General features: G+C 60.1%; 14 protein-coding genes and 1 riboswitch. Of the genes, 6 read left to right on the forward strand and 8 right to left on the reverse strand.

The annotated features are described in order from the left end of the window. Positions 1 to 154: 154 nt before the first annotated feature. Genes ACP7E3_RS19900 through ACP7E3_RS19920 form a run of 5 tightly spaced genes read right to left on the reverse strand, consistent with a single transcriptional unit; the run spans position 155 to position 4172 of the window. Positions 155 to 784, reverse strand: coding sequence for an urea amidolyase associated protein UAAP2 (locus ACP7E3_RS19900; RefSeq protein WP_046384385.1), 630 nt, complete (start codon positions 782 to 784; stop codon positions 155 to 157). A gap of 9 nt (positions 785 to 793) precedes the next feature. After that, positions 794 to 1519 carry an urea amidolyase associated protein UAAP1 gene (locus ACP7E3_RS19905; RefSeq protein WP_017844885.1) on the reverse strand — a complete coding sequence of 242 codons (726 nt, stop codon included), beginning with the start codon at positions 1517 to 1519 and terminating at the stop codon, positions 794 to 796. Further along, entirely contained in the window at positions 1516 to 2280 is a 765-nt protein-coding gene (locus ACP7E3_RS19910) for an ABC transporter ATP-binding protein (protein WP_017844886.1), read from the reverse strand. Before ACP7E3_RS19910 ends, ACP7E3_RS19905 begins: the two co-directional genes overlap by 4 nt. Next, a complete protein-coding gene (locus tag ACP7E3_RS19915) occupies positions 2277 to 3092 on the reverse strand; it encodes an ABC transporter permease (RefSeq protein ID WP_046384383.1) in 816 nt (271 codons plus the stop codon). The genes ACP7E3_RS19910 and ACP7E3_RS19915 overlap by 4 nt, the downstream gene beginning before the upstream one ends. Before the next feature lie 12 nt (positions 3093 to 3104). Then, a complete protein-coding gene (locus tag ACP7E3_RS19920; protein ID WP_046384382.1) occupies positions 3105 to 4172 on the reverse strand; it encodes a putative urea ABC transporter substrate-binding protein in 1068 nt (355 codons plus the stop codon). 60 nt (positions 4173 to 4232) lie between these two features. Continuing rightward, positions 4233 to 4334: riboswitch (guanidine-I (ykkC/yxkD leader) on the reverse strand. A 313-nt stretch (positions 4335 to 4647) separates the two neighbouring features. Here ACP7E3_RS19920 and ACP7E3_RS19925 point away from each other — a divergent pair. Next, complete coding sequence (locus ACP7E3_RS19925) at positions 4648 to 4974, forward strand: hypothetical protein (protein WP_082643854.1); 327 nt, start codon at positions 4648 to 4650, stop codon at positions 4972 to 4974. 154 nt (positions 4975 to 5128) lie between these two features. Continuing rightward, positions 5129 to 5563 carry a DUF3757 domain-containing protein gene (locus tag ACP7E3_RS19930; RefSeq protein WP_046384380.1) on the forward strand — a complete coding sequence of 145 codons (435 nt, stop codon included), beginning with the start codon at positions 5129 to 5131 and terminating at the stop codon, positions 5561 to 5563. 3 nt (positions 5564 to 5566) lie between these two features. Here ACP7E3_RS19930 and ACP7E3_RS19935 read toward each other — a convergent pair whose 3' ends face one another. Then, on the reverse strand, positions 5567 to 6679 hold the full coding sequence (locus ACP7E3_RS19935; RefSeq protein ID WP_017844891.1) for an enoyl-CoA hydratase/isomerase family protein: 1113 nt from the start codon (positions 6677 to 6679) through the stop codon (positions 5567 to 5569). A gap of 136 nt (positions 6680 to 6815) precedes the next feature. Here ACP7E3_RS19935 and ung point away from each other — a divergent pair, with 136 nt between their 5' ends. From ung to ACP7E3_RS19955, 4 genes are all read left to right on the forward strand, one after another. After that, positions 6816 to 7508, forward strand: a complete 693-nt coding sequence (gene ung, locus ACP7E3_RS19940) for a uracil-DNA glycosylase (RefSeq protein WP_017844892.1) — start codon at positions 6816 to 6818, stop codon at positions 7506 to 7508. Between the two features lie 203 nt (positions 7509 to 7711). Continuing rightward, positions 7712 to 9745 (forward strand): hypothetical protein, encoded by a 2034-nt coding sequence (locus ACP7E3_RS19945; protein WP_057004963.1) that lies wholly within the window; start codon positions 7712 to 7714, stop codon positions 9743 to 9745. A gap of 344 nt (positions 9746 to 10089) precedes the next feature. Beyond that, the gene (locus ACP7E3_RS19950) at positions 10090 to 12051 is read left to right on the forward strand and encodes a hypothetical protein (RefSeq protein WP_426124145.1); all 1962 of its coding nucleotides are present in this window, start codon (positions 10090 to 10092) and stop codon (positions 12049 to 12051) included. Between the two features lie 197 nt (positions 12052 to 12248). Next, positions 12249 to 14543: an autotransporter outer membrane beta-barrel domain-containing protein gene (locus ACP7E3_RS19955; protein WP_057004965.1), complete on the forward strand. Its 2295-nt coding sequence runs from the start codon at positions 12249 to 12251 to the stop codon at positions 14541 to 14543. Positions 14544 to 14652: 109 nt separating this feature from the next. On the opposite strand, the gene ACP7E3_RS19960 is transcribed toward ACP7E3_RS19955, so the two are convergent. Together ACP7E3_RS19960 and ACP7E3_RS19965 are read right to left on the reverse strand one after the other, a co-directional pair. Further along, complete coding sequence (locus tag ACP7E3_RS19960; protein WP_426124147.1) at positions 14653 to 18270, reverse strand: YncE family protein; 3618 nt, start codon at positions 18268 to 18270, stop codon at positions 14653 to 14655. A 139-nt stretch (positions 18271 to 18409) separates the two neighbouring features. Continuing rightward, the gene (locus tag ACP7E3_RS19965; protein WP_261754146.1) at positions 18410 to 21820 is read right to left on the reverse strand and encodes a YncE family protein; all 3411 of its coding nucleotides are present in this window, start codon (positions 21818 to 21820) and stop codon (positions 18410 to 18412) included. Positions 21821 to 21922: the final 102 nt, after the last annotated feature.

Raw genomic sequence — 21922 nt, forward strand, 5'->3', positions numbered from 1 at the left:
GGGCTCCCGATGGTGGTGAGCCAGTGGGTGCGTGTTTGGCTGACTTGCCGCCATCGGGGGCAAGCCCCCTCCCACAGGGTTCAGCGGTTTTGAAGACACTGCCCGGCTCGGGCCTGGCAGAGTGCAAATAACCAACTGCGCAAGCGCTTGAGTGTCAGTTCCATACAAGTAACTCCGCAGGCGTCGGGTTGTAGGCGTTGCACGGGTTGTTCAATTGCGGGCAGTTGGAGATCAGCACGATCACGTCCATCTCGGCGCGCAGGTCGACGTATTTGCCGGGGGCGGAAATGCCGTCTTCGAAGGTCAACCCGCCGTCGGCCGTGACCGGCACATTCATGAAGAAATTGATGTTCGGGCCAATGTCGCGTTTGCCCAGGCGACCGTCATGGGCGCAGGCCCGCAGGTAGTTGTCGCGGCAGCTGTGCATGTAGCGTTTTTCCAGGGCGTAGCGCACGGTGTTGCTCTCTTGGGCGCAGGCGCCGCCGAGGGTGTCGTGGCGCCCGCAGGTGTCTGCGACGAGGGTCAGCATCGGTTGGCCGAGGTTGGAATAGAGCACGCTGCCGGCGCCCAGGTACACGCTGTTCTGGCGGCGCAAGGTGCGTTGCACGTCGTAGCGCTCGCGCGGGTTTTTCACGCTGTAGAACAGCGTGTCGACCGCCTGGTTGCCCTCCAGGTCAAGGATGCGCAGGGTCTGCCCGGCCTTGACCTCCATCAGCCACGGCTCGCCGGCGGGAATGGTGGCGCGGTACACCGCCGTGTCGGGTTGTTTCAGTGCGATAGACATGGCAGCTCCTCAGGCGAACAGACGGTCGGTGTTGATAAAGCCGCGCGCGTTTTCCGGGCGCGAGGTGCGGCAGTGTTCGGCGACGCTTGGGTCGGCGTTCATCCAGCTCAGTTTCAGCGGTTGCGGGGCGTAGTCGGGGTTGGGGTCCATCGGATGCTGCAGCGCGGTGAGCACCACCAGGGTGTCCATCGGTGCGTAGAGTTCGATGTAGTCGCCCGCCTTGGAATTGCCCGGCACGAAATGCAGGCCACCGTTGTCGTCCACGCTGACTTTGCTGAACAGGTTGAGGGTCATCAGCAGGTCGGACAGCCCCAGGCCCCACTTGCCCAATTCCACCAGCAGGTTGTCGGTGCCGTTGCGATAGAAACCGTTGCGCAGTTCCTGATAGCGCCCCTGGCCGTACTTCTCGGCCACCTCGGCCGCGCACAGCACGCCGCCGATGCTGTCACTCCAGCCGCAGGTGTCGGCGGTGATGGCGGCCAGCACGCGGCCCATGTCCGAGTACAGGCAATGGCCGCGGGTGAGCTTGGCGGTGTGTTGGCATTTGAGGCTGTCGGGCAGGTTCAGGCGTTCGGTTTTTTCGTTCGCGTTGAGCAGGGTCAGGCTGACGTTGGCGCCACCGCGCAGGTCGGTGAGGCGCAGCAGTTGACCGCGCTTGAGCACGAAGGAGCGGTGGCCGCCGCCGGGCAGTATTTCTTCGGCGAACGGCGGGAACAGTTGAGTCGAATCGGTCATTTGGAAGTCGCTCCAAGTTCGGCGGCGAGCGCCTTGCGCCGCTCGCCGTTCAAAGGGATGTCGTAGGTGATACGGGCGCCATAGGCGCCGGGGGCGTGGGGGTCGACGCGGACCTTGTCGAACACCAGCAGGCGCGTGCCGAGGCTGAAGCCTTCGCTGAGGTCGTGGGTGACCATGAACACCGTCAGCCGGGTTTCGCGCCACAGCTCCAGCAGCAACTGGTGCATGTCTTTGCGGATGCCGGGGTCGAGGGCGCCGAAGGGTTCGTCCAGCAGCAAGACGCGCGGTTTCATGATCAGGGCCTGGGCGATGGCCAGGCGTTGTTGCATGCCGCCGGAGAGTTGCGCCGGGTACTTGTCCAACGCGTGGCCGAGGCCGACTTTGTGCAACAGCGCGGCGGCCTGTTCGCGCGCGGCTTTTTTGGCTTTGCCGAACAGCCGTCCGAGCAACGGCGCGCGCGGCAGTTCGAGGCCGAGGGCGACGTTGTCGAGCACGCTCAGGTGCGGGAACACCGAGTAGCGCTGGAACACCACGCCACGGCTGGCATCCGGTTCGCCGGCCAGCGGTTGGCCGTCGAGCAGGATGTGGCCCTTGCTCGCGGTTTCCTGGCCCAGCAGCAGGCGCAGAAACGTCGATTTGCCGCAGCCGGAGGTGCCGACCAGGGTGCAGAATTCGCCCTCGGCGACCTGCAGATTCAAACCCTCCAGCACCACCTGATCGCCGTAGCGCTGCCACACATTGTTGACGCTGATAAAGCTCATGCCCGCGCTCCTTCATACCAGGGGAACGCGCGCCGGGTCAGGGCCTTGAGGCCCCAGTCCATCAGCCAGGCGAGCAGGGTGATCCACACCACGTAGGGCAGGATCACGTCCATCGCCAGGTAGCGGCGCACCAGGAAGATCCGGTAGCCCAGGCCGTCGGTGGAGGCGATGGCTTCGGCGGCGATCAGGAACAACCACGCCGAGCCCAGCATCAGCCGCAGCGAGATCAGCAGGCGCGGCAACAGTTGTGGCAACACCACGCGCAGCATCAGGGTCCAGGTCGACGCGCCGAGGGTCTGTGCCTTCACCAGCAGTTCCACAGGAATTTCGCGTGCGCGCTGTTCCAGGTCGCGGGCCAGGCACGGGGTGACGCCGATGACGATGAGCATCACCTTGGACAATTCCCCCAGGCCGAACACGATGAACAGGATCGGCAGGATCGCCAGCGGCGGCACCATCGACAGTACCGTCAGCAACGGCGACAACGGCGCGCCGAACAATGGCAACGTCCCGGCGGCGATGCCCAGGCACAGGCCGGCGAGGGCACTGATGCCCAGGCCGAGCGCGAGGCGGCGCAGGCTCGACGCGCTGTCCTGCCACAGCACGTATTCGCCGGTGCGGCTGTCGGCGCTCAACGCCAGGCGCTTGACCGCCTCGAGCATTTGCCCGGCGCTGGGCAGCAGTTTGTCGTTGGGGTTATCCGCCAGGCGCTCGGCCGAGCCCACGAAGTAGGCGAACAGCAGCAGGGCGAACGGCAGCAGCACCAACAACAGGCGGCTGGAGCGGTCCGGGTGACGGTTGATCAGGCGCATGGCCGGGTCCTCTTACAACGTGCCGTCGGCGGCCATCTGCACGTAGCGGGGGTCGAACTGCAGCTTGAGGTTGGCCTTGTCGCCGCTGGTCACGCCATTGGCGAAGCTCATGCCCACGGCGCTGGTGTCCTTGGCCCCTTCACCCAACAGGCCGTGTTCAAACGAGAACTCGGCGACCTTGCGCATGGTCGCTGGCAACTGCGCGCTGGTGGCGAAGGCCAGGGCTTCCTTGGGCGTGGCGAACAACTTGGTGGTGTCCAGTTGCGACTGAAACCCCTTGAGGTCGGTGCCCGAGGCCTTGGCCATGTGTTCCAGGGCTTCGCTGCTGGCGGCGCCTTTGGCGTTCATCAGGGCGACCACTTCGAACCAGGCGCCGGTGAGGGCTTTGCCCAGGGCCGGGTTGTCTTTGAGGGTCTGGGTGTTGACCACCATCATGTCCATGATTTCGCCGGGCACTTTGCTGGAGTCGAACACCTGGGTGACGCCGGGTTTGGCGTTGATCGCAGAGAGCATCGGGTTCCAGGTCGTCACCGCTTGTACCTGGTCGGTGTTGAAGGCGGCGGCGATGTCGGCGTCGGAGGTGTTGACCACTTTCAGGTCTTTTTCGGTGAGGTCGGCCGACTCCAGCGCGCGGGCCAGCAGGTAGTGCGACACCGACAGTTCCACCAGGTTGACGTTCATGCCCTTGAGGTCGGCGACGGTCTTGCCGCTGCCTTTGATCACCACGCCATCGTTGCCGTTGGAGAAGTCGCTGACCACCAGCGCGGTGCTGTCGACGCCACCGGCGGCGGGGATGGTCAGGGCGTCCATGTTGGTCATGGTGCAGCCGTCGAACTGGCCGGCGGTGTACTGGTTGATGGACTCGACGTAGTCATTGAGTTGCACCACGTCGATGGTGATGCCGTACTTCTTGGCCCACTTGTCGAGGATGCCTTGGCTGCCGGCATACTCCCACGGCATCCAGCCGGCATAGATCGTCCAGCACACGCTGAAGTGGTCTTTGACGGCGGCCTGGGTCTGGACGCTCAGCACAGCAGCAAAGGCGGCGGCGAGCAGGGCGGGTAAACGGATTGAGGGCATGGGGCTTCTCCAGTTGATCGAGGGCGAGCAGGAGCAACGCGGCACCGTGAACGGTGGCTTGTCTCCCGGGCTTTTATCCCGCCGTGTAACCTCAACTGGAGGTCGCCGACTCTCGGACCAGCCACTCGCGTTTCGCGAGCCGGAACCCTAGTCAGCCATTGCAAATTGTGGTGCCGCGAACCTGTGATGAATCCTGCACGCAAGAGGCTAAGCGAGAGTCATGCCAAGTAGGGCGCGGGCGTGTAGGTCGCGGGTTTGCGCGCAACGCCCGACGCTCGAGTGCGTGCGGCTGCGTTGCACTGGTGCGCCGTCGCACTGCAATGAGGCATTCGGTTCGTCTGAAACAGATGTTTCAGTCTGTGTCGAAATCGCACCAGTTTCGCTTTTTGATGTCAGATATTTCGTCATTCAGCAAAAGTTGAATGCCGCCCGCCAGCGTCGCTGGCGGTGCTCTTTCGCGGTCCAGGAGGCCGCCATGTATCGACGACTGCTTCTTATCGCTGTGCTCGGTCTGTCCCTTTCTGCGTGCGTGCCCTATTACGATGGAGGCCCAGGTTATTACCGTTCCGAGGTCTATACCGCGCCCGCGCCGGTGTATTACTACGGCGGCGGCCCGGCGTATCAATATCGGCGTGACTATTACCCGGCGCCGCGTTACTACGCGCCGGCGCCGCGTTATTACCAGCCGGCGCCTCGCATGGGTTACCGGCCTTATCCAAACCAGGGTTGGGGGGATCGCTGGGGCAATGGCGGGCACGGTCGCGGTGGCGATCGTGGCGCTGGTCGCGGCGGTCATCGTTGACCGCTCTTGAAGGCAAGCGGCGCAGGCAGCGCCGCTTTTTCGTAGCATTTAGCAGTACTGTCAGATTTAACAGCTATCGTTTGGGTTTCTAGTGTATTCAACTGGGAGCGGCCGTTGTGTCTCTTCGACCGCCCAGTGAGCGAAGGAACCCCCGATGATCAGACAATTGATGTGCGTTTTACTCCTCATGGTCGGCGGCGTTGCACACGTGCAAGCGAACCAAGGCTGCCCTTATCCCTCGGCAATCAAGTACGTTGATGGCTACTTCCAGGCGACGGTAGGAACACTCGTCTGGCAAAGCCCGAAGATCGGCTATCGGGAGTTTGTCGACCAATTCATTGGCGCCATTTTTACCCCGGGCAAGGCACAGGATCGGGAAAACGGCTATGTAGACAAGTGCAGCTACCTGACCGGTGACGGTCAGAGAGTGGACTTGCGGTACGGCAAATCGGCAGAGGTGGAGACGATGTCGCTGACCGGTACTTTGCATTGGCACCTTGCCAGCGACCCCTTCGGCCTGCCGGTGTATATCTGCCAGGACAGTCAGCCGGACAATTGCGCATTCACGGTTAAAAAGCCAAAAAACTGACTGTCAAAAGTAGGAAAAATCCGCGAGCGGATGGCGGCCTTCCCAGGCTTTGTTGAAATGCGCCTGCACCACGGCCTGCGGAATGGCATTGATATCCGGCCAATGCCAATGAGGCTGCTGGTCTTTGTCGATCAACCGCGCGCGGACCCCTTCGCTGAATTCCGGGTGGCGGCAGCAATTGAGGCTCAGGGTGTATTCCATCTGGAACACCTCGGCCAGCGACAGGTGGCGGGCGCGCTGGAGCTGTTCCCACACCAGGTGCGCGGTCAGCGGGCAGCCTTCGCTGAGGGTCTTGCCGGCGCGGCTGAGCAACGGGTCGGCGTGCTCGCGCAACGGGCTCAAGGCCCGCCAGGCACTGCGCACGTCACTGACATCCAGCCACTCATCGATCTGCGCCCGGCGTGGCAGCCATTGCGCTTCGGGTTGCTGGTCGATGGCTTCCTGGGCCAAGGCCTTGAGCAGGCTGTTGAGCTGCATCGCGGTCTGTTCCTGCCAGTTCAGTTGCAACAGGCCTTCGAGCAGTTCGTCTTGCTGGTCGTCGCGCATGAAGCGGTCGGCCAGGCCCAAATCGAGTGCGTCGCGGCCGTTGATGTGCGCGCCGGTCAGGCCAAGGAACAACCCCAGTTTGCCCGGCATGCGTGACAGGAACCAACTGGCGCCCACATCCGGGTACAGGCCGATGCTGATCTCGGGCATGGCCAAGCGGCTGCTGGGGGTGACGATACGCACCGAGGCGCTTTGCAGCAGGCCCATGCCGCCGCCCAGCACATAGCCGTGACCCCAGCAGATCAACGGTTTGGGGTAGGTGTGCAGGCGATAGTCGAGGCGATATTCCGCGGCAAAAAACTGCGCGGCCAGCTCCGGCACGACGCCGGGTTGTTCACGGCAGGCCATGGCCAGGCTGCGCACTTCGCCGCCGGCGCAAAATGCCTTGGGGCCCTTGCCGCGCAACAGCACGCAGACGATGTTCGGGTCTTTGGCCCAGGCGTCCAGGCGATCGCCCAGGGCCAGGATCATCGGCAGGGAGAGGGCGTTGAGGGCCTTTTCGGCGTCCAGGCTGGCGATGCCGATGCGCGCGCCGCCGCTGCCGGTCAGCTCTTCGAAGTGCAGGTTCATCGTGACCTCAATCGGGAAGGTGAAGGTTGAGTATGATCCCTTCATGGGAAAGTGCCGGTTGTGTGTCAGATCAATTGACAAGCGGGGTCGGCTTTCCTAGGGTTCGCCTCATTCTTTTTTACAAGACCAGTCAATCATGAGCGAAGGCGACCGTATCAAACTCGAACCCAGCTGGAAACACGCCCTGCGCGATGAGTTCGAGCAGCCCTACATGGCCCAGTTGCGTGAGTTCCTGCGCCAGGAACACGCGGCCGGCAAGGAGATCTACCCGCCTGGCCCGCTGATCTTCAACGCGCTCAACTCCACGCCGCTGGACAAGGTCAAGGTGGTGATCCTCGGCCAGGACCCCTACCACGGCCCCGGCCAGGCCCACGGTCTGTGTTTCTCGGTGCAACCGGGCGTGCCGGCGCCGCCGTCGCTGGTCAATATCTATAAAGAGCTCAAGCGCGACCTGAATATCGACATCCCCAACCACGGTTGCCTGCAAAGCTGGGCCGACCAGGGCGTATTGCTGCTCAACACCACCATGACCGTGGAACGCGCCAACGCCAACGCCCATGCGGGCAAGGGCTGGCAGTTTTTTACCGATCGGATCATCGAAGTCGTCAGCGAGCACCAGCCGCACCTGGTGTTCCTGCTGTGGGGCGCGCATGCACAGAGCAAGCAGAAGCTGATCGATGCGACCAAGCATCTGGTGCTGACGTCGGTCCACCCGTCGCCGTTGTCGGCATATCGCGGCTTTCTGGGCTGCGGGCATTTCAGCCGCACCAACAAGTTTCTTGAGCAGAATGGCGAGACGCCGATTGATTGGGTGTTGCCACCCGTCTGAGGGGCCGGCGCGTTGTGTTCCCGGGTTAGCGGGAGCACACCGTCTGTGGGGGGCAACGGTCTTGTGTCCGCCCTACCTGTTACTTTTGACAGTATCCAACCACCGCGTTTCCTAATTAACTGTTCTCCCGGCCTTATCGCTCTGCTGTTCAGCAGCACGCAGCCAGCGGCCAGTCACTGAACCCAGTGTTGAGGAGAGTGGAAATGCCTAATAACACACCATCGGACAAGCGCTTATCCAAAAGCGGCCTTCCAACTCCGAAAATGGCGGCTGAACCCGTGGTACCGCCACCTTTCGCGTTGCCTTTATTGAGTGATGAAACGGCGTACACCATTCCACGTTCGGCGCAGGCGGCGGACTTGCCGGTAGAAGTCCAGACGTTATGGGCCGGTGGGGATGGGCTGGATCCTGGCGAGGTGACCGTCATCAGATTTTATTGGGATGATGAATCGACGCCGTTCGCTACCGCGTCCCGTACCGCATTTTATGATGAGAGCGACCTGCCGGTGGTCGGGCTTGTGCCGCAGATAAAACTGAACTCACCCGGCCTGCATTTGCTGCGCTACACCGTGACGTTGGTGCCGGGCGATACGGCCGGCCCGTCCAGTCCGATTCTCATTAATATCGACAAGGAGGCGCCTAATCAGAATAACCGGGGGGCACCGTTGATTTTTCCATCAGAGATAGAAAGCGGCGGAGTGACGGATGCGTACCTGGTGTCTAACGGTGATCGCGTCGTGGCACGGGTTCCGCGCTGGCCGGACATTCGGCTTGAGGATGAAGTGACGGCCGACCTGGTGCGTTTGCCCCTGAGCAAGGCCAAAGGCAAGCGTCGGGTGCTTGCGGACGGGATCGCCCGTACCACGATCACTCAGGCCCACTTGGATGGCGCTCCCATTGAGCTGATCTTTACCGGTGACGTGCTGCGCAGTCATGTCAACGCTGAATACAATGCCCGTTATTTTTTGAGCGACAGGGGCGGCAACGAAGGCCCGCCTTCACGCACTTCAGTCCTGCTGATAGACCTGACACCCACGCCGGGCACCCTCAGGGCTGTCGACGTTCCCCAATTGGCGATCGACGGGCGGATCGATCTGGAGGATGCTCGGGACCCGGGGTTTCCAGGCGGTGTGTATATACACATCCTGGAAGTGGTCGGGGCCGCGCCCGGCGATGTTCTGCAGCCATTTTGGGACTTCATTGCTCTGCCCCCGATTACCGTCGGCGTAGGCCAGGTCTGGCCGATCGTGGTGCAGATCGACTATGGAACCCTGGCCAGTGGCGGCTTCGAGTTTATCGGCGGTACGATCAGGACGGATTACACCTGGCAGCGCGGGACCGGAACGCCGAGACGTTCACTTCCCAGGTTTGCGCCGGTCAATCTGACCGTCGCAGGGCCGGTAAGCCCGAACAACCCTGACCCGGTGAACCCGTTGCTGGAACGGGTCACTGTCAAAGGCCGAGACGGCGACAACCTGTTGACGATCAGCGACCGGGGCCAGCCGGCGCGGGTTATTGTGCGACTCTATGTCGGCCCTGTTGCGAACCAGTCGTTGGAATTGATGTGGGGCAACCCTCCCGTGCTTGCCGATACCTATACCGTGCGGCCTGAAGACAGGGCGGGGGACGAGATTGCGTTCTTCGTCCCATGGGATCTGATCGAGCAAACACCGGGCGGCATTGTCCCCACGTTCTATTGGACGTTTAACGGAATCAACAGACAGCGTTCGCCCCATACGGATGTGATGGTCAATATTGTACCGATCGATGGGTTGCGCGACCCTGAATTTCCCGATGTCAACTATGGGCCTGCGCCTGATGCAGGCTTTATCAACTGCGACATGCGGCCTTGGGACAGAGGCGTCCGAGTGAGAATTCCCGGCGACAGCAGCCGGTTGTCGGAGCAGGACACGGTTGTCTTGTCTTGGGCGAGCTACGCCAATACCAACGGCAATTCAGATGGCGTCATTCCAGAAACGATCGATACGTTCTCCCATACGCTGACGCAACAAGAGGCGGAGCAGGGCTATGACTTTTGGGTGCCGTTTGACCCCTATATCCTGCTGCCGGGACTTGTAAAGCCGCCTGAGGGGCAAACCAATCCGCGCTATGGCTCGGCGGTCATACAGTATCGGCTGATCAAAAGCGGCGGAGGGGGGATAGGGGATTCCCGTCGGGAACTGGTGTTCATTTCTCTGACTCGCCTCGGCACCCTGCCGCCCTGCATCAGTGATTGAACCTGGCATGTTGTACGTGCAATCGGGAGGGCATGAAGCCTTCCCGGTTTCATTTTCAGACGTTGGATTCCTGCCTTTTTGCGCTATTTCGCAATAAAAAAAGCCGCTTGGACGGTTGTCGTCGAAGGGGCCAGTGGCGGCCTTTCGCTCAATTTTTACATATATCAACCTGTCAAGTTTGACAGTTACGAAGGCTTTTCGAAAAGAGTTTACTGCGCTTGTCAGTGTGAGTTCGTTGAGTCGTTGTGAGTGGCACTGATCAACAGCAGTACACATTTGTCGGAAGTTCCTGAAGGTCCATTCGCGGTGGGCCCTCGGCTCCGTCTACCCAGGAGTTTGTAAAAATGGCAAACCCAGCACGTTTCAAAGATGTAAAGGCGTCTAAAGCGTCTTCGAATAAACCCAACACATGGCCCACCATCCTGACCCCGCCAGCGCCGGCTGATATTCATACGCTGCCGGATGTAGTAGGGGATGACCAACTCGCTGTAGTCAGCGCCGAGCAACAGAGGGACGGGCTGCCCGCGACGATACGGCTCTGGCCGAATGCTGCCGAGTTTCCGGGAGAGTTCGATATCTTGACGGTTTCGCTTGAAGGACAGGCAGTTCAACTTCAAGAGATCGAAGGTCCTGTCACGGCTGACGTGGATATTGTGATCAAGTCGAGCCGTCTTAGAACCCATGGACCGAAAGATATTACCTACTCCGTTACGCTAAGCGGCTTACCCGCTGGCGAGTTTTCCTTGCCGCAGACCGTCTTTGTCGATGCGATCGACCCCAATGGCAATAACCGGCCGGGTGCCCTCACGCTGCCGGTTGATTTGCCATCGGAAGGGGTGACACCTGCGTATTTGGCGGCACATGGTGGCGTCACGCTGACCTTCCCCCGGCCAGTGGATTCAAGACCTGGGGATACTCTTGTGGCGTTTTTTGGCGAGACGGACGATACGGGCAAGACGATTAACGTTCCGCCCACAGGGCCGATTACCCTCACGTATAACACGCTTGAAATTCAGGGCTTCGGAGAGGGCGATTTTTTAATCAGCTATCAGATCTCCGACAGGGCAGGAAATGCCACACAAGTGTCGATACCCCGCACGCTCTCGGTTAGAACGAGCAATCCACCTGTGCTGCTGGCCCCGCTGGTTCCCAATGCAGGCGCTCTGATCGACAAGGAAGAGGCGCGTGATGGGGTGCTGGTGACTGTGCCCACCATCGACAACTTCCACCCCAACGACTGGGTACATATCTTTATGAACGGCATTGAGTTTGGTAGTCAGCGCCTTGGCGTCACGCCAGTATTTGCGTTGCCGTTTGTCGTTGGTTACTCCACCCTGCGCGCAGGTGGCGTGCTGTATACCGCCAGTTTCAAATATGAAGTTCGTCGTGGTCTGGATACATACCCCTCTCCGGAGACCGACGTCCCCGTCGACTTTGTGGAGCCCGGCACGCCGATCCCCGGGGAGGGGCCGGTGGATACAGCACTGGCATTGCCTGTGGTGAGAGGCGATTCGGCGGTTGATAACTCGTTGATTGCGTCCGACCTGGACGGTACGATTCGTGCGACCTTTCCCATCTATGCGGGGCGTACAACGACTCCGGGCACTGAGTTCATCGATCTCTATTACGGGTTCATGGACGGGACGGCTGTCGGTACGTATGGAGTCACGGGTACGGAACCTGAAGGGACCATGATATCGATAACTATCGCGTCGGATATCATTGAAAGCTACGGGAACGGTGAAGTTCCTTGTTGGTATCGGGTACGCAATGCTAACAATTACAAAGAGTCCCATAAGCAGAACGTGAATGTTAACGTCTTTTCGCTTGACGGGTTGGCGGACCCTGTCTTTACCAACCTGTTCACGCCGCCACCGCCTTCCACCGACGCGCCCTTCATTTCCTGTGAGCAAATACCTTGGGTCGGCGTGCCCATCAGGATTTTTGATCCGGTGACGCTCCAGGATGGTGACACCGTCGTTATTCACGCTGTGCGGTATCTCTATTCAGGTGTGACAAAGCCTCCAACGCCGGTGGCGGGCAGTGAGATAAACAGTCCTCCTATAGGGATTGGGCCGTCTGAAAGGATCAACGGTTTCACCTATAATTTTGCCTTGAATTCTTACTTCGACGGCGATACGGCAAGGCGGCGCGGTTGGCTGGAAGTCAGTTGGAGCATCATCCGCTCGGGGCCGCCGCCAGAGAGTGGAACGTCGGACCCTGTTGCGGTGAAGTGGGATATCCGCAGCAGCGCTTCAACAGGGACTTGTGCCCCCATCACCCTAAGAAACGGCTCGTTGGCCTAGGCCTTCATACGCACCTATTCGGGCCTCCAGGTAATCAAAAGTCCCCTCTCGTTGAGGGGATTTTTGTAGGTATTAGATAAGGAATATCCTACATATCCTTTCTTTTTGGATCTTTAGTCTCTGCGGCTCTTGAAAACGGAACCTGCTCGATACGGCTCCGGTTTCGAACTGGAACTTTTTTCTGAGAGTCGCAAAACATGATCCATACCTCTACTCACCCACGTTTTCGTTGTACGCGTTTGTCCACCGCGATCAAGCTCATTGCAGCCGCCCCTCTGTGCCTGTTGGGCGAGCAAGCCTTTGCCGTAAAAGTCATTGATGGGCAAACTGGCCCGGCTTATTTCGACGTCGTCCCTGGCTCGCACACCGACAATTATATTGTGCAACGCGAAGGCGTCTTGAATGTGAAGCCAGGTGGTGTCACGCGTGAGATTCTCGTGACCGGCGCCTCGACCCTCAACATGGATGGAGGCCGCGTTGACGGCTACTCCACTCTCGATGCAGCCATACTTCTGAATCGAAGCAACGCCACCATTGCCAACTCACAGATTACCAGCTACTCCAAGGGTGGCCTGGATATGTCCCGCAGCCTGTCGGAGGATATCGGCTCCGAAGCCGTAGTGAGCAACAGCCAGATCACGGGTGCCACCTACGGCGCTACGGTCACGGCGTTCAGCCATCTGCAGTTGCTCGACGGCTCCACGCTGACCGGCGGCAGCCAGGAAGGCCTGAAGTTGATGGGCGGCAAGGCCACCGTGGTGGGCAGTACCATTACCGGGGCGACTAATGGCGTCACGATGACCCGCGAGCATCGCACGGTAAACGAATCTCCCGTGTTGGTGCTGGAAGGTTCGCGTGTCGAAGGCGTGAGCGGCCCGGCCATTCTGGTGAATCAGACCATTACCGCCGAGATCGATGTAAACAACGGCTCCACGCTGATCGGCGGCAACGGCAACATGCTGGAGCTGACCGGCGGCGGCAATGCCAACATGCGTGTCAACAACAGCGCCCTGGCCGGCAACATCCAGGTAGGCACCGACAGCGCCCTCGACCTGAGCCTTGATGGCGCCATCATGAAGGGCGATGTGATCAACAATGGCGGTAGCGCCAGTGTCGGTCTGAACAACGGCTCGGTCCTCACCGGGCGCCTGGAGCACGTCGATAAACTGGCGATCAACAGCGACGCCACCTGGGTGATGGTCGACCATCAGCAGGTGGGTGACTTGTCCCTGAGCGGCGGCAACGTCAAGTTCGGCGAGACCGGTACGTTCTACCAGCTGGACGTGGCCAACCTGTCGGGCAACGGCACCTTCATCATGAGCGCGGATTTCGCCACCCTGAGCAGCGATTTCCTTAATGTGACCGGCACGTCGTCGGGCGACCACAAACTGCTGATCGCCAGCAGCGGTGCTGACCCGTTGAGCGATGACCGCCTGCATGTCGTACACACCGCCGACGGTGGCGCCCAGTTCAGCCTGATCGGCGATCGCGTGGATGTCGGGACCTATTCCTACAGCCTGATCAATGACAACGACGGCAAGGACTGGCTGCTCGACCCAGGCAGCAAGGTGATCAGCCCGAGCACCAACTCGGTGTTGGCATTGTTCAACGCAGCCCCCACTGTATTGCTGGGCGAAATGACCACCCTGCGCACCCGCATGGGTGAACTGCGCTTCAGCGAAGGTCAGTCGGCTGGGCTGTGGACCCGCGCCTATGGCAACAAGTATGAGGTGTCCAACGACAAGACCGGCTTGGGTTACAGCCAGTCGCAACGCGGCTTCGCGCTCGGTGCCGACGCGCCGGTATCGGGTGGTGACGGCCAGTGGCTGATCGGTGCAATGGTCGGTCACAGCACCTCGGACCTGGACCTGAACCGTGGCAGCAGTGCAACTATCGACAGCTACTATGTCGGCGGTTACGCCACCTGGCTGGATGTCGAGAGCGGGTTCTACTTTGACGGTGTGCTCAAGTTCAACCGCATGCACAACGAGTCCAATGTGGCCATGAGCGACGGCAAGAAAGGCAAGGGCAACTATGCGCAAAACGCAATGGGCGCGTCGGCGGAAGTCGGTCGCCACATCACGCTGGACGACGGTTTCTTCGTTGAACCATATGGCCAGTTGTCTGCGGTGATTACCCAGGGCCAGAGCTACACGCTGGACAATGGCCTGGACGCCAAGGGTGACCGCTCCAGTACGGTGATCGGTGAACTCGGTACTACCGTGGGGCGCAATATCCAGCTGGAAAGCGGCGGCGTCTTGCAGCCGTACTTGAAGGCGGCGGTGGCCCACGAGTTCGATCAGAGCAATAAAGTGTTCGTCAACGACAACTCGTTCAACAACGACTTGTCGGGTTCGCGCCTGAAGCTGGGTGCGGGTGTGGCGATGTCGGTATCGCAGAACCTGAAGTTGCATGCGGATCTGGAACACAGCACGGGCAAGAACATCAAGCAGCCGTATGGAGTTAACCTGGGCTTGCGCTACGATTTTTAACGGGCTGGATGTATAGCGCGGTAGCGGTATAAACCGTGCGGGTAATGAAAATGCCCCGTCTCGAAAGAGGCGGGGCATTTTTTTGCTTTAAGGCAGGGCGGGGTGGTTTTTAAATGCTCACCACCGCCACGGTCGTGTTGCCAGAGTTGCAGACCAGCAAGTATTGGCCATCAGGTGTGCAAGCCACCCCATCGGGTTGATCAAAACCAGTAATAGTACCAACGAGTGTCTCGGTGGTCGTATCAATGACTCTGACACGGTTACCGGAAAGTTCCGCTACATACGCCCGGGGGAGAGTGGGATGGAAGGCAATTCCTCTTGGATCACTCAGCCCGGTTAGGGTTTTGACGTGAGTAAGACCCTCATCGGCGGTGTTGTAGATTTCAACTCTGTTTATGGCCGATACCGACACATAGAGTCGTTCCAAGGGGGAGTTAAGAGGGCTGTGGGCAAGTTCTTGAGCAACTCCCCCGTTGACAACGGTGTGGGTACGCAGCCCGCTGCTGAAAATAAATCGCTCCGTGTTGACGCCCGTTGTAAATGCCGATATGCCTTGTGGATCGACTATCGCAGCTCTAGGGGCGGACGTGCCAGTATAGTAAGTTGAAAGCTGGTTGCTTATTGTATTGTAGCCGAACAGCGCATAGTTACCATATGCGGTGTTAGGGCCGAAAAGTACTCGCGAACCGGTGGGGTTTAGGCAAATTGCCTGGGTTATGGCGCCATAGTTGTAGGGGTAGGAGAAGCTGAAGGAGCTGATATTAAAGACTAGGATGTTGGAGTTGGCAGCAACGCCATAGGCCGAGATAAAGAGCCTTGAGTCAGTAGGGTGCAACGCCAATCTATAAGCAGCATAGGCATAGGGAGTGCTCAGTGTTCTGACTGCATCAGTTGTAAGATTGATGATTGAAATCGCATTGGCACGCGAGTTCGCGACACATGCCGTTGTGCCGTCTCGACTGATTACGATTTTAGCCGGGCCATTCCCAGCTGTAATATGACGAATAATCTCCCCGTTTCCCTTACGCGTCACATAAGTAGGCACCTTGAAGTACTTGGCCGTCTCCAGGCTGTTGGAACCGTCCAGCGATACCCAGGCTTTGACCGCAACCTCGCTGTTGTTCTCCAAGCCTGACAAATAGCTGGCGGGTATCAGGTCGAGCGTGCGTCCGGCATTGAATTCCGCGGATGTCACGCCGACCGCAAGCCGCAGGTCGCGATTGGTCGTGCTGAGTAACTGAATCCACACGGGTTGCCCGGCTCTGAAGAACGGCCATTTATCAATCCGCACGTTGTTCGCCACTGCCGTATTGATCGCCCCACCCGAGGCTTCGGGGATACTGACCAGTTCGAATTCCTGCTCTGGCAGCTCTTCGACCTCCAGGGTCAATTCCCGCGACTGGGTGATGGCGTTGTCGCGGGTCACCTCGAAAAATACCCGGCACTTGCGACCCAGGTTCGCCCCCACGAATACGTTGGACGTGGTGAACGTGATGTACTCCTCCCCCGCATCAGGGATGCCGGGTTTCATCGGGATATTCGGTGTTCCAATCCCAGTGCCGCTTTCTCCGATGATATGTACTTTGACGTTATCGCTGGCGAGCATGGCATAGGTCACGCGGACAGTGACAACGGCAGGACGCGGCGGCAGGACATGTAGGGGGTTGATCGAGGCGAGGCTGGGCGGCTTGATCGGGGTAGACTCCAGTACGACCGGTTCTGGCAACTCCAGTGCGCTGCCTATCGTAATCACCAGATCATGGGAGATGAGTTGGCGTGGCTGTCCAGGCGCATCGACCGTGTAGTAAAGGCGTGCCGAGCCGTTCAGGTTGTTCAGGACGATAGTTCGAGGAATCGTGAAGGGCAGGTCTGCCCCCAACCAGTTTGAATCGATCAGGAAGGCGATTGGCGGATTGCTGCCGCCCGCCTTGCTCCCTTCAAAGTGCAGGGTAACTACGGCATTCAGTACAAAACTGGCATGGTGGTGAACGGTGACGTTCAGGTTGGCCTTGCTGACGAGCGGGTCGAACACATGATTTGGCGGCACAGCCTGCCGGGTGGTCGGGGCACGCAGTGAGGCCTGGGTCTCGCCGATACTCAGCTCGAGTCGACGTGACGGCGGCCGATTGTTGACTTTGTAATAGGTAATGAGAGAGCCACCTTCCAACTGGGCGATGGGCCCGCCGGGTCCGTTGGGCAAGTCAAAGTAAATGTCACCGATGCCTGCCATATCGCTGTATTCGGCGTAATAAGACCTGCCATTGGCGAAGGTACCTTCCAGTACCAGCGTGACGCGATCATTGGATAGCTGGCCGGGGTAGGTCTTGATGAGCACTTCAAACGGATTGACGGTGGGATCAGGCAGCGTGCCACCCATGGCCGCCTCGACAATGGGCGCTGCCAGGCCGACCTCGCCAGGCGTGCCGACGATGTTGACGTTGGCACCTCTGGAGTCGCGCGGTAGAACGCCTGTGCGTATGCGCTGATAGGTCAACTGAATGCGACCGTTGACCAGCGGCAGGATGTCTGCGAACGGCCAGGGGATCTTCGCGGTGACGATGGTCGGTGATACGACAGGGAAATCGTAAAATGTGATGATCCGGATACCCTCAGCGGTGAGGCCGTTGACCCTCACACGAATCGTATCGCCGGAGATATAACCTTCATTGCGCACGGGAACAATAATGGTCGCCGGTTCGCCACCGAGGCCATCGGCATCGAGTTGATCGTTACCGTCGGGATCCTGTTCGGCCTCATCAATATAGGCTTCACGCAGCAGCGGCTGCGCCCCATCGTCAAGGCGCACCGTCAGTTCTTGTTCGGGTGAGAACCCGAGGGACGCGTTGCCTACCTCGTCGAATAGGTTGTATTCACAGATTTTTACCCCGCTGCCCACGGTGGCCCAGGTGTTCGCGTAGACCCATATGGTAATGGGCGCAGTACCCGCTGCTTCAAATTCGCTGACACGGTGTTCAACCACGACTCCGCCTATGCTCAGGCGAATGCGATCTCGCACCTTGCGGCGGTTGGCGACGGGCGCCGAGGAATCCACCGGGTAATAGTCGATGATCACCGGTACGCCTTTACCCGCGGTGTCGCTGTCCACGCCAAATTGTATGACGTCGTCGGGAAATATCGGTTTGGGCAGGTTTTCGTTTTGCCATGTGCTGGCTATCGGGTCGCGTCCACCGGGGTGTTCGATATCAACTTTGATGTTGAAGCGTTTGGTCTGTTGAGTGTTGCCTCCCAAAGGAGTTACGAATGCCTGTAGTGCATTGCCTGCCTCGCTGATGAAATGCTTGCTGGGCACATACAGGACAATTTGTGTGCCTTTGAGGGCTTCGTCTTCGGTCACGGTGTGAAAAACAACCCGTTCGTCGTTGAGCATCAACTCGATGAAGTCGTTTTCTGCCTGGTTCAGGTAGCTGAACAAAATGCACGTGACACCTTTTTCATTCACCTCCAGCGCCGCCCGGTTGAGCCCGCCGTCGAAACTGACGACAGGGGTGCTCAGCGTCGGCAGGTACAGGGGAAGATCGGCGAACGGCGTCTGGCGAAACGATTGAGGGGTCAATGTCGAGCCGTCGACCTGAGGCAGCGTGAAACCTTCCGATCGCGGCTCGTCCGGTTCGCGGGCACTGAATTCATCGCTTGGAGGATCGTAGGGCAACACGGGCAAAGCGTTGTCGGCGGGGATGAGCGCTTGATCATCGGAGTCTGTGGCCATGATCGTAATCCTGTCTGAGCAGTTGATTGGACGACTGACGCGAGGCGTCGGCACGCTCAATTCAACGTCCTGAACCCGGGACTGCCTAGCTGTGAGAAATGACAGTGCCGACGAATGGTGAACCCGACTTGTCCGTCAGCTAAAACACCACCAACGACACTGAATCCCCGCCGATATTGGCCACGTAGCCGTGGGAATCGTCTGGAGCCACCACCAGCCCGCGCGGCTTGTTAAACCCGGCATAGCTGCCAATCACCTGTCGCGAGCGCGTATCGATAATGCCCAGCAGGTCGCCATCGGTCTGCGACACGTAGGCCCGATCACGCCCGCGTTCGAAGGCGATGTCGTAGGGGCCCAGCAACCCGGTCAAGGTCTGCTCGATGCGCTGGGTCGAGGTGTTGCCGATCGTGACGCTGCCGCCTTCGCGCGCGCTGATATACACCTGAGAGCCACGGGGGTTATGGGCAATGGCGACGGGGGCGGAGCGGGTGTCGGCGCTGTTGATCAGGCTGTTGGTCGGCAGATTGATGATGGACCAGTCGAAGAATGTGGCCACGTGTGCGCGGTTGTTATCAGGGCTGACGGCGACATCGATGGGCGCGCGCACCGGGATCGAAGCCACGCGTTGGTGGTTGCTTGTGTCGATGACGACCAGGCGCGATGCACCTTCATCGGCCACATACAGGCGCGAGCCGTTGGCATTGAAGCGAATGCCTCGGACGGTGGTGAACCCGGTCAGCGTGTCGATCAGCGAATAGTCCCGCGTGCTGTAGAGGCGAATCGGGGTATTGGTGGCGCTGCTGTTGTCGGTCACATACAGACGCTCGGCCGTTGGATGAATGGCCAGGCGCAACGGCGAGCCCGGCACCTCGAAGCTGTCGATGACGCGGTTACGCAGGGTGTCGATGACCCAGATCGAAGTGCGGCCGAAGGTGCAGGCGACGTAGAGCCGCGTACCGTCCGGGCTGAGCGCCAGGGCGTTCGGCGAATTGCCCACCGGGATTGTGGCGAAGATGCCCACGGTGTTGCTTATGCGGTAGTCGACAGGGCGAAAGGCGATGGCGAAATCCTTATGGGCGCTGCCGTTCAGCGATACCCGCGCCTCAACCCGCAGGGTGCTCTGGGTCGGCAAGGATTGCAGATAATCGGCGGGTAAGCGGACTTCCACGCGTTTGGCATTGAACTCCGCGGCGCTCAGCGGCGTGCCGTCGCGCAGCACCCGATTGGCCGCGGCCTTGATTTCGAGCCACACCGGCTGCCCGGTCCGCATGAACGGCCATGCCTGAATCACTGCACTATGCGCCACGTTGGCGTTGATGATGCCGTTCGACGCCTGGGGCACGTTGACCAGGTCCAGCACTTGTTCGGCCAGCGGGTCGATGGTCAAGGTCAACACCTGGGAGATGCTGGTGGCACCGGCACGGGTCACGGTATAGGACAATGCAGCGTCTCTGCCCAGGTTGGCGGCAATCACCCGATTACTGATGATGAAGTCGACATAACCTTTCATCGGGTCGCCTGGCCGTGGATTGATGACGGGCGTTCCGAGCCCGTAGGTGCCGGTGAATCTGGGCTGGATATCATCGCTGGCCAGCATCGGCTTGTAGCTCACCCGAAACGTGCAGACCGGCGGCTCCAGCACATGTTGCGGGTTGAGCCGGGCGGTGGAGGGGTCGGCGATGTTGATCGTGCTTTCCAGAATATGCGGCACCGGCAGTTGCAGACCGCTGCCGACGCTCATCACCAACGCCTGGGAATAACGGGTGCGCTGGCCGGCGTGCTCCACCCGATAGTAAATGCGCGCCGAGCCGTTGAGGTTGGCCACGACAAACACCCGTGCGATGACAAACGCCAGGTCCTGCCCGACCCACGGCTGGGTGATGGGGAACCGGTCCGGTGGGGCGCTGCCGCCCATGGCGCTGCCTTCGACGTACAGGGTGACCGTGGCGCCTTCCGTGAAAGCGGCATGCGCCGCAACCCTCACGTTGGCATTGCCTCGGGATTGCTCGGGGTCGAAGTTGAAGGCAGGGGCGGGTGCTTGCAACACCTCAGGCGCGGGCAGGGCGTCCTGGGGCTCGCCGATGTTGAGTTGCAGAATGGCCGACGGTGGGCGCCCCCCGGCGGTGTTGATGTAGTAGTAGAGCATCAGCTCGCCGCCATCGAGCTGGCGGATGTCACCGTCGATCCCATTGTGCAGTTCGAACACGACGCAGCCTTCGCCGGCCGGCAACCCGTGCTCCTGATAAAAACGGTGGCCGTTGGCGTAGGTGCCTTCCAGCACCAGCGTGACGCGGTCAAACGGCTTTTGGCCGGTGTAAGCCGCGATCGTAACGGTCACCGGGTCGGTCAAGGGGTGCAGAACGCCGCCGCTGGCGGCCGGCACTTGCGGTGCCACGAGGCCGGTTTGTTCGGGGGTTCCGCTCACTTGGACGAAGGTGTTTTCCGAGGGCCGGTTGACTTGCCCTGTGCGAATTCGCTCATAACTCAGTTGGATCAAGGCGCCGATAAGCATACGCACGTCAGCATTGGGCCATGGGACGTCGACGAAAGGCGTTGTGGTCGATGTGATACTGGCATTGTAGGTCTGTTCGACATCGACACCTTCCGGCAAACGCCCGCGAATGGTCAGTCGAAGACCGTCGCCCGACGCCCAGCCTTTTCCCTCGACAGCCACCCTGAGGGTTGCGTCTTTGCCTGCCAGCGTGTCCGCATCCAGCGTGCCGGTCGGTGCTTCGACAATCTGGGCGGCGTCCAGCAACCGTTCGTTGGGATCCAGCCGCACTTCGATCAGTTGCATCGGCGAGCGACCCGACGCGTAGTTGCCGACCTCATCGATGACATCGTAGGCGCAGGCCTGAAAGCCACTGCCGATGCGCAGCCAGGTGCCGTAATAGACCGTGATTGAAATCGGGTTGCGGCTGCTGGCCTCATTCTCTGTGACGATGTGCTCGATGATTTGCCCGCCGATGATCAAGCGAATGCGATCGCGTACCGCCCGGTAGGTACTGGGAGGCCGGTTGAGGTCCAGCGGGTAAAAGGGGATTCTCACCACCACCCCACGCCCGGCTGCGGCCGAATCGATCAGGACCTGCGCCGGTTGCGGCCGCGACAGTTGTTCATTGACCCAGGGCGGGCGGGTAACGGGGTCGCTGCCGGTTGGCGCCACGGTGTCGATCTTGAGGGTCAGGCGTTGGGTTTCTTCTACGCGGTGATCGAGGTGCGTCACCCGGAAAAATACGGGCCCGGCCGCGCCGTCGACCAAGCGGGCCAGGGAGATGTGCAGGGTAATCGCCTTTGCTTCGCGCGCTTCTTGCTCGGTTACGGTATGGAAGTCGACCGGGACCAGCAGGTCGCTACAGAACAACTCGATGAAATCGCCTTCAAGCTGGCCTGCGTAGGCGCGCAAGATGCAAATCAGGCCCGCGCTGCCATGGCTCTCCAGCAGCAGTTGATACACGCCGCCGGAGAAGCCCACGACCGGGGTCGTCAGGCCGGGAATATAAGGCGACAACTGCGCGACGAAAGGGGGCGCGTTGCGGTCTGGAGCCATGGTTTTCACCTCGTGCTGGGCCAAGGAGCCGAAAAGGTCCGGGGCACACAAGGATTGAACGCAGAAGGGCTGCGAGCAGGCTAGCTGTTAGAAATGACAGTG

Source organism: Pseudomonas sp. PSPC2-3 (assembly GCF_049898265.1).
In the GTDB taxonomy this organism is placed as follows: Bacteria; Pseudomonadota; Gammaproteobacteria; order Pseudomonadales; family Pseudomonadaceae; genus Aquipseudomonas; species Aquipseudomonas veronii.

Coding starts and splice junctions, on each gene's coding strand:
- ACP7E3_RS19900 (WP_046384385.1), bottom strand. CDS start 784: ATGTCTATCGCACTGAAACAACCCGACACGGCGGTGTACCGCGCCACC.
- ACP7E3_RS19905 (WP_017844885.1), bottom strand. CDS start 1,519: ATGACCGATTCGACTCAACTGTTCCCGCCGTTCGCCGAAGAAATACTG.
- ACP7E3_RS19910 (WP_017844886.1), bottom strand. CDS start 2,280: ATGAGCTTTATCAGCGTCAACAATGTGTGGCAGCGCTACGGCGATCAG.
- ACP7E3_RS19915 (WP_046384383.1), bottom strand. CDS start 3,092: ATGCGCCTGATCAACCGTCACCCGGACCGCTCCAGCCGCCTGTTGTTG.
- ACP7E3_RS19920 (WP_046384382.1), bottom strand. CDS start 4,172: ATGCCCTCAATCCGTTTACCCGCCCTGCTCGCCGCCGCCTTTGCTGCT.
- ACP7E3_RS19925 (WP_082643854.1), top strand. CDS start 4,648: ATGTATCGACGACTGCTTCTTATCGCTGTGCTCGGTCTGTCCCTTTCT.
- ACP7E3_RS19930 (WP_046384380.1), top strand. CDS start 5,129: ATGATCAGACAATTGATGTGCGTTTTACTCCTCATGGTCGGCGGCGTT.
- ACP7E3_RS19935 (WP_017844891.1), bottom strand. CDS start 6,679: ATGAACCTGCACTTCGAAGAGCTGACCGGCAGCGGCGGCGCGCGCATC.
- ung (WP_017844892.1), top strand. CDS start 6,816: ATGAGCGAAGGCGACCGTATCAAACTCGAACCCAGCTGGAAACACGCC.
- ACP7E3_RS19945 (WP_057004963.1), top strand. CDS start 7,712: ATGCCTAATAACACACCATCGGACAAGCGCTTATCCAAAAGCGGCCTT.
- ACP7E3_RS19950 (WP_426124145.1), top strand. CDS start 10,090: ATGGCAAACCCAGCACGTTTCAAAGATGTAAAGGCGTCTAAAGCGTCT.
- ACP7E3_RS19955 (WP_057004965.1), top strand. CDS start 12,249: ATGATCCATACCTCTACTCACCCACGTTTTCGTTGTACGCGTTTGTCC.
- ACP7E3_RS19960 (WP_426124147.1), bottom strand. CDS start 18,270: ATGGCCACAGACTCCGATGATCAAGCGCTCATCCCCGCCGACAACGCT.
- ACP7E3_RS19965 (WP_261754146.1), bottom strand. CDS start 21,820: ATGGCTCCAGACCGCAACGCGCCCCCTTTCGTCGCGCAGTTGTCGCCT.